Genomic DNA, 11,033 nt, shown 5'->3' on the forward strand with positions numbered 1-11,033 from the left:
CCCGCGAAGATTTCAATGCGGTTTGAGGTACTTATGCAATTCGATTGGACGTACTTTTTCTCCCTGTTTGCAGAGTCCGCCTTCTGGCAAGCCTGCGTCACCGTGATCGAACTCAGTTCGCTGGCCTGGTTCATCGGCATGTTGCTGGGTTTTCTCCTCGCCTCGGCCAAGTTGTCTGCTTCGGCCTGGCTTAAAATACCGGCGGCCGTTTATATCTGGTTCTTTCGCAGCATCCCGCTGCTGGTGCTGGTGGTGTTCGTCTACAACCTGCCGCAATTGTTTCCGATGACCGGCTCGGTACTGTCCAATCCGTTCTACTCCGGGTTGTTCGCGCTGGTGATAACCGAAGCGGCGTATATGGCAGAGATCCATCGCGGCGGCCTGATTTCCGTGGCCAAGGGTCAGAAAGAAGCCGGGCGTGCGCTGGGTGTCGGCTTTCTGGGCTTGCAGCGTTTGATCGTGATACCTCAAGCCTTTCGCATTTCCCTGCCCACGCTGATCAACGAATACATCACCGTGGTGAAACTGACATCGCTGATCTCGGTGATCTCCCTGACCGAACTGCTCACCGTCGGCCAGCGCCTGTACGCGCAAAACTTCCTGGTGATGGAAACCCTCGGCGCGGTAGCGGTGTATTACGTATTTATCGTGAGCGTGTTCGGCTGGTTTTTGCACCGACTGGAACGCTATCTGGATCTGAACCAACGCAAACCACAAACCCTCGACGAAACTGCCGTGGCCCGACTCAAGGCACAAATCCCACCGCTGATTGCCACTACCGGCCTTCCAGCCATCCACGGTGCAGCACCGGTTCTGCAATTGGAAAAGATCCACAAGCGCTATGGCAATCACGAGGTGCTCAAGGGCATCGACCTGAAGGTCGGCAGTGGTCAGGTAATCTCGATCATCGGCCCGTCAGGCTCGGGCAAAACTTCGTTGATCCGTACTATCAATGGCCTGGAAAGTATTGATCAAGGTGAGATCAAGCTGTTCGGCGAAAGCTTCATCAGCCACGATGACACTCCCAACAGCGCCCGGGTTCGCACTGGCGTGCGGCATATCGGGATGGTTTTCCAGAACTTCAACCTGTTCCCCCATCGCTGCATTCTCGACAACATAACCCTGGCACCGCGCTACCACGGCAGCGCCAAGCCCTTGAGCGAACAACTCGCGTATGCACTGCTGGATAAGGTCGGGCTGCTGGCCCACGCACACAAATACCCGCATCAGCTTTCTGGTGGCCAGCAACAACGGGTAGCGATTGCCCGAGCATTGGCCATGGAGCCGAAGATCATGCTGTTCGATGAGCCGACTTCGGCCCTCGATCCGGAGCTGGTGGGCGACGTATTGAACGTGATTCGCGATTTGGCGAAGGAAGGTATGACCATGCTGATAGTGACCCACGAGATGGACTTCGCGATGTCGATTTCTGATCGGGTGATTTTCATGGAAGGCGGGAATATTCAGCTGGATGCAAGACCACATGCCATACGCAATGAGCAGGCCGGGGAGCGGGTCCGACGCTTCATGGGCCTGCCCTCCCAGGAAATGCTGCTGGTGGCGGAGTAGTCGTCGCGGGAATTGGCCAGGTCTTTGTGGCGAGAGGTGAAATCCTCTCGCCACCGTCACCGCATCGGCTCACCCCAACTCAAGCATCAACCCGCTCAAGCGCTTGACCTTGCGCCGTACCGCCTCTTCGAATACACCGGGCCTTGGCTCGATCAGACTGAACCAGTCCTTGGCCCGGGTAATCCCGGTGTAGATCAGTTCTTTGGTCAGCACCGGGTTCAGTGCATCCGGGAGAATCAATGCGGTGTGGGTAAATTCAGAACCCTGGGATTTGTGCACGGTCATGGCGTACACGGTTTCCACGTCATTGAGCCGGCTGGGCAACACAAAGCGCACACCGCCCTGACCATCGTTGCGCGGAAACGCCACGCGCAGCACCTGACGACCTGCCTGCGGGCCGTCCCGTTCCGGCAGTTTCAGGGCAATGCCGATGTCGCCATTCATCAAGCCCAGACCGTAATCGTTGCGGGTCATCAGCACCGGGCGACCTTCGTACCATTGCTGGTCGCTGTCGATCAGGCGTGCCTTGAGCAGCGCACTGGTGATGCGCAGATTCAGGCCATCAACGCCCCAAGGGCCTTTTCGCACGGCACACAGCAACTGGAACGCATCGAAGGCCTGCAACACATTGCGTGCCCATTCGGTCCAGCGTGGATCCTCAAGCGCAGTGTCGACTGTCGGTCGCTGGCTGCGTAGAAGACTCAAGTAATGCCGATAACCCTGCGGCCCCTCGCCGTGCCCTTCAAGCAATAGCCGCTCCAGAGCGCGATCCTGCTCCCCCTTGAGCGTCAGCGAGAACAAATCGGCATGGGTGCGAACGGCCAGTAGTTTGCGCGCCTCATCGGCCTTCTGCTGATTGACCCAGCGCGCCAATTGGCCAATACCACTGCCCTCACCGAAACGCCGCGAATGGCGCAACATCACCACCTGCTGAGCCAATGGATGAACGCACTCGGTGTCTTCCTGCAAACCGCTGGCACTCAGATGTTCACCACTGACCGCCTCCAGCCAGACGCGAGTCTGTGGGCTATACCAACCGGCCTCGGCATCGCGGCACAAATCACCAAGTACCGCACCGGCCTCCACCGAGGCCAACTGATCCTTGTCGCCAAGCAACACAAGACGGGCATGTGTCGGCAAGGCATCGAGCAGGTTGGCCATCATCTCCAGGTCGATCATCGAGGCTTCGTCGACCACCAGCACATCCAGCGGCAAACGATTACCGGCGTGGTGGCGGAAATGACGGGTGCCCGGACGGCTGCCGAGCAAGCGGTGCACAGTGGTGACTTCAGAGGGGATTTTGTCCCGCACGCTGTCAGCGACTGCCAACGTACGAACCTGTTGGCTGATGGATTCGGTCAGTCGTGCGGCGGCCTTGCCGGTGGGTGCGGCGAGACGGATTCTCAGCGGTTTGCCAGACTCCACGGCCGGCGCTTGCAACAGGGCCAGCAGACGCACCACGGTGGTGGTCTTACCGGTACCCGGTCCACCAGTGACGATGCTGAAGGCGCCGCGAGTGGCCAGAGCACAGGCGAGCTTCTGCCAATCGATCGGCACCCCGCTCTTGGCCGCGCCGAACAAGCCACTCAAGCGCTCGGGCAGATCATCGGGCGTTGCTTCATGGGCCGCGAGTCGCTGACGCAACGCGGTATCGATGCGCCGCTCGTAAGCCCAGTAACGACGCAAGTACAAACGCTTGCCGGACAACACCAAAGGGCGCTGCTGCGCGTCGTCACGGCTATCGGCGGCCAGCGCTACCAATCGGCTGGACGCCAACACCTTGCACCAGTGCGCGCCGTCCAGTGCTTCGAGCAGTTGCGACGGCAACAGCATGGCGCCTGTGTGCACATCCCCTTCCGGCGGCAACGACAGGGCGAAGTCCGGCTCCTTGAGGGTCTCGAACAGATCCAGACAGACGTGCCCGTGACCCAGTTGGTGACTGGTCAACGCCGCCGCAAGCAGCACCAGCGAGTCGCCTTGAGGTTCGAGTTCGTGAAGGAAGCCCACAAAGGCTTTGTCCAGTGCCCTCAGCCAGCCGCGTTCGACCCATCGCTCAAGCAACAGCAGCAGATCTTCGGCTCGACTCAGCGGTGCCAGCCCGACCAGGCTTTCAGCGGCCAACGGTGTGGGCAGTAAATCGGCAAGGGAACGACTCATAGCAATACTCCTTGTTCCCAGGCAGGCTCGGCCCTGGGCTGCTCCGGTTTGCCCTGAAACAGCCGATCCAGACGCTCGATCAACTCCCGTGGCGGACGGGTAAAGCACACGCCCTGGCTCGGCGCTCGGGTGCCGCGCAAGAACAGATAAAGCGCCCCGCCCATGTGCCGCTCGTAATCGTAATCGGCGAGTCGTGCCTTGAGCTGGCGATGCAGGGCCAACAGATACAACACGTATTGCAGGTCGTAACGGTTGTCGAGAATCGACTGTTCCATCGCCAGTTCGGTGTAGGCCGAATCATCGACACCCAGCCAGTTGGATTTGTAATCAGCGACGTAATAACGCCCTTCGTGCTCGAACGTCAGGTCGATAAAACCTTTGAACATGCCATTGAGCAACACCGGTTCGGCCGCCACCCGGGCAACACCGTTATGGGTGTATTGGCACACCAGTTCATCGAGTTTCAACACATCGACTTTATGGCTGGCGAACCAGAACTCCATCTCGACCCGGTACTGGGTCAGTTGTTCGAACACCACCGGTGACAGTCCAGCGCCGATGCGTAATGGAGCTTGCAGCAGGTGCAGCAACCAATCGCTCAAGGTGCCGATCCAGCCTTCCCAACCACGGCGGTTGCAGCGCCGAGCGATGGCGTCTTCGACACTTCGCCGATCGGCGGCAAAGCCTTCGTTACCGGCCCACTCCAGCAAACCATGGAGAAAGGTCCCGGGGTTCGGTCCACGGGGGAAACGATGGATATCGCCACCACTGGCGACCATTTCCCGAGGTGCATCCGGGTCGAGTCGCTCATCATCGAAGAGCTTCTGCGCTTGCGGACTTTCCGGCGCTTCGTCGCTACCGGCGCTCATACTCTCGCCAATACGCAAGGCGCTGTAAGAGGCAATCCACCAGTTCTCGGTAGCCTTGCGCTTGGGAATCAACGGCGCGAGCAAAACGGCTTCATTGCGCGGCGGGTTGAAACGGATTTCGCTCGCTTCGGGCATTTCGCTGCAACTGATTGCCTCACAGCCTTGCTGCAAGTCTTCCAGCCAGCGGCTCAGACCGGCCGATTCGGTCAACGACAGGCCACCACCGAGCAGATAGCCCAACGCCGACAGGTGCAGGACCGAACTGTTGTTATTGCCGCGTTTGAGGTCCGTGACGCCCAACCAGCAGGCGTGTTGCGCGCGGGTCAACGCAACGTAGAGCAACCGCAGGTCTTCAGCCAGACGCTCGTCATCAGCTTGGGCGATCAGCTCTGCGGTGGGCTTCAACGACACTTGCGCTTTGCCCGAGTCGTCGTGGTAATGCAGCGGCAGGCGACTGCCATCCACCGGTTTTGCCGAGCAGATGAACGGCAGAAACACCAACGGATATTCAAGCCCTTTGGACTTGTGGATGGTCACCACTTTGACCAGTTGCTCGTCACTTTCCAGCCGCAAAATCTGTTCTTCACCCGCCTGACCGGACAACGCCAGATGCTCGGCCAAATGCCGGATCAAGGCTTGTTCGCCATCCAGTTCGGCGGCGGCTTGCTGCAACAACTCGGACAGGTGCAGCAGATTGGTCAGTACCCGCTCGCCATCGCTTCGAGCAATCAACGCCTGGGGCAACTGAAAGTCATGCAGCAGACGGCGCAGCATCGGCAACACGCCCTGGCTGCGCCAGATCGCCCGATAACCACGGAACTGCATCACCCGCGCTTCCCAGGCCAGTTCGTCCTGATTCAAGCGCTCCAGCTCGGCCAATGGCAGATCCAGTGTGATACAGGCCAGCGCAGCACGTAACGGCCGCTCGACATCCGGTTCGGCGCAAGCCTTCAGCCAGGCCAACAGATCGTGGGCTTCTTGAGCTGCGAACACCGAGTCCTTGTCGGAGAGGTAAACGCTGCGTACCCCGCGGGCGGACAACTCACCGCGTACCGCCTGGGCCTCTTTGCCGTCACGCACCAGAATCGCGATATCGGCCGGGAGCAGGCCTCGCATATCCTGACCGTCGCGAACGAATCCCGCGTGGCCCTGCTGGCCGCCATTGAGCAGCGCGACGATTTCACTGGCGCAGGCGGCGGCCAGTTGCTGCCGGTAAACCACACCGGACAATGGCTGCTCGGCAGACAACTGCCAGATATTCAGCGCAGGCACAGGTTCACCATCAATCTGCAAAACTTCTTTACGTCCCTGAGAAGCAACAGGCAGAAAGGGGACGGGGTTCTCGCCAGTCTTTTCCCGGAACAGAAACGCACCACGGCCATGCTCGCGCGACTCGGCGCGCTCGAATACGTGGTTCACCGCGCCGACCATGCCATGGCTGGAGCGGAAGTTAGTGCCCAGGGTATGCAGGCGGCCACTGGTGGCCTGACGCGCGCGAAGGTAAGTGTAGATATCGGCGCCACGGAAGGCATAGATCGCCTGCTTCGGGTCGCCGATCAGGAACAGACCGCATTCGGGATTGTTGTCTTCGATGCGATAAATACTTTCGAAGATCCGGTACTGCACCGGGTCGGTGTCCTGGAACTCATCGATCAGCGCGACCGGGAACTGCTCGCGAATCAACGTTGCCAGACGCTCGCCAGCGTCGGCCTGCAAGGCGGCATCGAGCCGCAGCAGCATGTCGTCGAAACCCATTTCGGCGCGGCGACGCTTTTCTTCTTCAAAGCGCGTACCGACCCACTTGGCCGCATGTTGCAGCACTGCAGCATCCGGGGTCGGCAAGGCATCCAGACTGGCTTTCAGACCGGGCATGGCGTCCAGCCCCGGATGGTCTGGCGCCTGGCCTTTCCAGGCTTCGGCCATACCGTCCGGTGTCAGACGACTGAAACCGGTGCCGATATCCAGTTGCTCTTGAGACTCGTCCTCGGCCCAGGCGCTGATTTTCTCAAACCAGGGTTCGAAGTAACGCGCCTGCATCTTGCGCCCATCGACGGTCTTTTCAGCGACACCTTGCAGACAGATATCCCGCAGCTCGGCCGCCCATTGCAGCCATGGGGTCTTGAGTTGCAGAAGGGCTTCGCGCCGCTCTTGCAGGCAAGCGATAATCAGCTCGGCAGGCTCTTTTCCATCATCAAGACCTTGCTCGCTTGCGAACAAGGCACGCACGCGCGGCAACAACGCAGCCGGGCCTCCCCAATTGGCACGAACCCAGTTCAGCGCATCACCCTGCATCGGGTAGCAAAACAGCCGCCAGTAATCGCGCAGCACTTCACCGAGCAAATCGCTGTGATCGGTTTCCAGGGTCTGGGTAAACAGGCTGCCGCTGTCGAAGGCGTGCTCGCGCAACATGCGCTGACACCAACTGTGAATCGTCGACACCGCCGCCTCATCCATCCATTGAGCAGCGATGTCCAGACGATTGGCGCAAGTTGCCCATTGCTCAGGGCTGTATTGCTCGCGCAACTCGGCGATCAAGTCATCCGGTGCTGGCGTTTCGTCACGGAAAAACCGCGCAGCCTCGGCAAGACGAGTGCGGATACGCTCACGCAGCTCCTTGGTCGCTGCATCCGTGAAGGTCACCACCAAAATCTGCGGTGGCAGCAACTCGCGGCCAAAACCGGCGACCTCGCCACCGTGACCGAGCACCAGGCGCAGGTAGAGCGCCGAGATGGTGAAGGTCTTGCCGGTCCCGGCGCTGGCCTCGATCAGTTGGCTGCCGCGCAAGGGGAAAGCCAGCGCCAGAGGTGTCTTGGTTGTCATGAGCGAACCTCCTCGCTGGCCAATGATCGCCACGGGGCTTCAAGCAGTGGCCGGTAGAGAGCGTTACACCAATCAGCGAAGGTTTCGTCAGCGACGAGTGCGCTGTAATCGGGAAACTGTCGGGCCAATGCCGGGCTTTCGCGACGCTCACCGTCGGTGGTCTGACCGTCGCCTTCATAGGCCTTGCATGCGACTGCTTCGGCTTTGACCGGATCGCTCTGGCCAAGCCAGGCGAAGGCAGTCTTCACCGCAACCGGCAATGGCTGACGCATGCCCGATTGCCAGGCCTGCAACAGATCGCCCAAAGAATTAAGGGCTGCGCTCTGCTCTATGGGAGCCAGCAACAAGGTGTCGTCACTGGCCACCAGCGCCGTGGTCAGCGACAACCCGCTCGCGCAAGCCGCCAGATGATTGACCCAGGGCCGAGTCAGCCGATGCCATTTGCGAGTCTTGATTGAACCAATACTGTTGGGAATCGTGGTGACAGCCAACAATCCTCCATCGCTGCGCTGATGCAGACCACTGAGCCAGCCCTCGAGGCTGACTCCATGCTGCTCGAGACTCACCGGCAAGGCACTGTTGAGCGGCGTCGGCCATAAAGCCAGCAACTGTTGATAGCGTTGCAGCAAGTCAGGCAGTGGCTCGATCAACTCCTGTTGCAAGCACTCACCAAAACCGGCCATCGGTAACAGACCGCTGCCCTGCAGGCGTTTTGCTTGAGCCTCCAAGGCCAGCTCGGGTTGATCCGGATGGGTAAGCGCCGCTTCAAGCAAACTGTCGCTCAGGCTATAGCGTTGCAATGCATCAAGTACAAAGGGTTCCTCATCCGCCAGAGGTGCCTCGGCGGCCTCGAAAAACACCTTGAGCCGTTGGCTGAAGAAATGTCGCACCGGGTTTCGCAGGAAATCCTGTAACTGACCCAGGCTCAGCGGCTCTTCCTGAACATAGGCCGTCAGCGCTGGAAGCTCGGCGACGGCCTCGTGTGTCTGGTGAAGCAACTGCCACTCTCGGGCGTAGCTGAACAGTCCGTCGCCTTCATGAAAATAACGGGCACTGAAGGGTTGCAGTGGATGTTCCTGGGTCATTGCATCAACAAGCGACTCATCGCTGTTCGACAGATGCCAACCGCTGGCCAGATGATCGCGCAACTGGCCTATCAACACTGAAGCCGGACGCTCGCTGTTGTCACGAATACTGCGGCCGACCCAGCTGATGTAGAGCTGATCACGCGCCGAGAGCAAGGCTTCGAGCAGCAAATAGCGATCATCCTCACGCCGCGAGCGGTCGCCGGGACGGTAATCGCTACCCATCAGGTCGAAGTCCAGCGGCGGTTGCGCGCGCGGATAGTCGCCGTCATTCATGCCAAGCAAGCAGACCAGTTTGAAAGGGATAGCGCGCATCGGCATCAAGGTGCAGAAATTCACCGCACCGGCCAGAAAGCGTTGCGACAAGCGCCCCTGATCAAGCCCCGCCAGCCAGGCCTCACGGACGACGGTCAGCGGTAACTCATCCTGCAAACCTACCGACTCACAAGTCTCCAACCAGCTTTCGCGCAACTCTTCGAGCTGGGCCAGGAGGTAGTCGTCATGCTCATTGCTTGCCAGGAAGAACAGCTGCGATAACGCATGCAGGCGCTCTCCCCATTGCTGCGGCGGCGCAGGTAACGAGAGTTCCTGGTGGGCAATCTTCAAGGCATCAAGCAACGCGACCAGCGGGCCGATCAACGCCGCGTCCAGACCACCTATTTCATCGTAAGGTTCGATGCCGTCACAAGCCGCTCCGCTGCCTACAACATAGCCGAGCAGCATACGCCGCAGGCCGAAGCGCCAACTGTTCTGCTCCAATTCATCCGGTAGACCAAGCCCTGCGCGCTGTTCGGCATTCATGCCCCAGCGAATACCGGCGCCTTCAATCCAGCGATGCAAGGTCGGCAGGTCACGCTCCTCTACGCCGAATCGAGCACGTAAGGCTGGAACATCCAACAGATCGAGAATCTCGCTGACCGGGAAACGACTGTCGGGCAATTTGAGCAGATGTTCCACGGCTATCAGCAGTGGATCGCGGCCGCGTTGGCCTTGGTCAGTCAGAGTGAAGGGAACGAAACGTCGGTCATCTCGCTCCAGTTGGCCGAACACGGCGCGGATATGCGGAGCGTAACTGTCGATATCCGGGACCATCACGATTACATCGCGAGGGCGCAATTGCGGATCGGCGCTGAAGCGGGCGAGTAATTGGTCGTGAAGAATTTCGACTTCACGTTGGGCGCTGTGGGCGATGTGAAAACGGATCGACTCATCGTGTACAAGGTCAACACTTGGCCAATGTTCACGGGTTTCATTCAGGGGGCGTAGTTCGAGGATATCGTCCTGCAACTGGTTAAGCATATTCTGCGGCCGGCTTTCGCTGAACAGATCGATCCGCCCATCGCGAAAGGCCGAACGATAGCTGTTGGGATCATCATAGCTGTCGAGCAGATTGATGTAGTCGCGACCCTGTTTGCCCCACGCGGCCAACAACGGATGAGCATGTTGATGCAGGGTTTGCGGATCGAGCGCTGCGGGCATTCCCGCCTTGCGCGCTTGACGCTTGTATTGGTGCCGTAGCAGGTCTTTATCGGCGACGATGTCGGCCCAATGGTGACGACATGGGTTATGCACACAAAGCAAAACCTGACTGAAACGCGCCAATCCAGCAAGAGCTTCCAAGGCTTGGGCCGGTAACGAAGAAATGCCGAAAACGATCACTCGGGAGGGCAATCCTTTGGGAGCTGTATCCAGGCTGTTGATCCGCTCAATGAAGCGTTGATGAACTCCGGCACGACTTTGCGCCATGCCCTGCTCACCCACATCCAGCAGCAACGCTCGCCACAACTCAGCCTGCCAGCAATTTGCAGGCGTCAGCGCCTTGGCTTCGCCTCTGCCATTGCGCAGTTGATGGCGACCTGCTGCCCAGTCTTCCAGCCAGTCGGCTCGATATACCTGGTATTGATCGAACAGATCCGCCAAGCGTTCAGCCAATTGATAGCGCTTACGTAGATCTGTGTCGTGGGTAAGAAAGCGTTGCAAGGGTTCGAAGTGCGGCTGATCAATCAGCTCTGGCAACAAGCGCATCAGCCGCCAGGTCAGCGGGGCTTTATCCAGCAGGGATTTGGCCGGAATTTCATCACGACCCAACACCATACGATAAAGCTGCCACATAAAGCTGCCAGGCAATTGCACATCGATGGCGGCCGCTATTCCACAGCCGCCCATATCGTCATCTTGCGGGTCTTCAGCCAGCGCGAGCTTCAACCACTGGGCGATGCCGTTGCTCTGCACCAGGGCGATTTCATTTTCCAGGGGGGTGAGCGGATAGCGCCGCATCCAACTGACGACAAGACTACGCAACTCGTCCAGGCGGTTGCCGTGAACCACCATAAAACCAGCACTGAGGGACGTCGCGTCCGGCATAAAGGCTTCCTTGGAAAATGCAAAAGCTAGGGCCGAACCTTAGCACTGTCGGAGGGCCGGGGCAGCAGCGCGTGCCTGAAAGCTGCAGGAGCCAGCCGGTCGACGCCCGAGTGCGCGCCATGGCGTCTTCGAAATCGCCATCGCGAGCCAGCCCGCGCCGACAAATCGC

At 59.4% G+C, this 11,033-nt stretch carries 4 protein-coding genes; 1 reads left to right on the plus strand and 3 read right to left on the minus strand.

Annotated elements, in window-relative coordinates:
* Window positions 1-33 precede the first annotated feature (33 nt).
* Window positions 34-1,569 (plus strand): amino acid ABC transporter permease/ATP-binding protein, encoded by a 1,536-nt coding sequence (locus tag AC07VR_RS28530; RefSeq protein WP_495013246.1) that lies wholly within the window; start codon window positions 34-36, stop codon window positions 1,567-1,569.
* 69 nt (window positions 1,570-1,638) lie between these two features.
* Here the strand turns inward: AC07VR_RS28530 and recD are convergent, their stop codons facing one another.
* From recD to recC, 3 genes are read right to left on the minus strand one after another with little or no spacing between them, the layout of a single operon-like run.
* Window positions 1,639-3,726, minus strand: coding sequence for an exodeoxyribonuclease V subunit alpha (recD, locus tag AC07VR_RS28535; RefSeq protein ID WP_495013247.1), 2,088 nt, complete (start codon window positions 3,724-3,726; stop codon window positions 1,639-1,641).
* Entirely contained in the window at window positions 3,723-7,415 is a 3,693-nt protein-coding gene (gene recB, locus AC07VR_RS28540) for an exodeoxyribonuclease V subunit beta (RefSeq protein WP_495013248.1), read from the minus strand. Before recB ends, recD begins: the two co-directional genes overlap by 4 nt.
* Entirely contained in the window at window positions 7,412-10,864 is a 3,453-nt protein-coding gene (recC, locus tag AC07VR_RS28545; RefSeq protein WP_495013249.1) for an exodeoxyribonuclease V subunit gamma, read from the minus strand. Before recC ends, recB begins: the two co-directional genes overlap by 4 nt.
* Between the last annotated feature and the right edge of the window lie 169 nt (window positions 10,865-11,033).

Source organism: Pseudomonas sp. GW821-FHT02H09 (assembly GCF_059421425.1).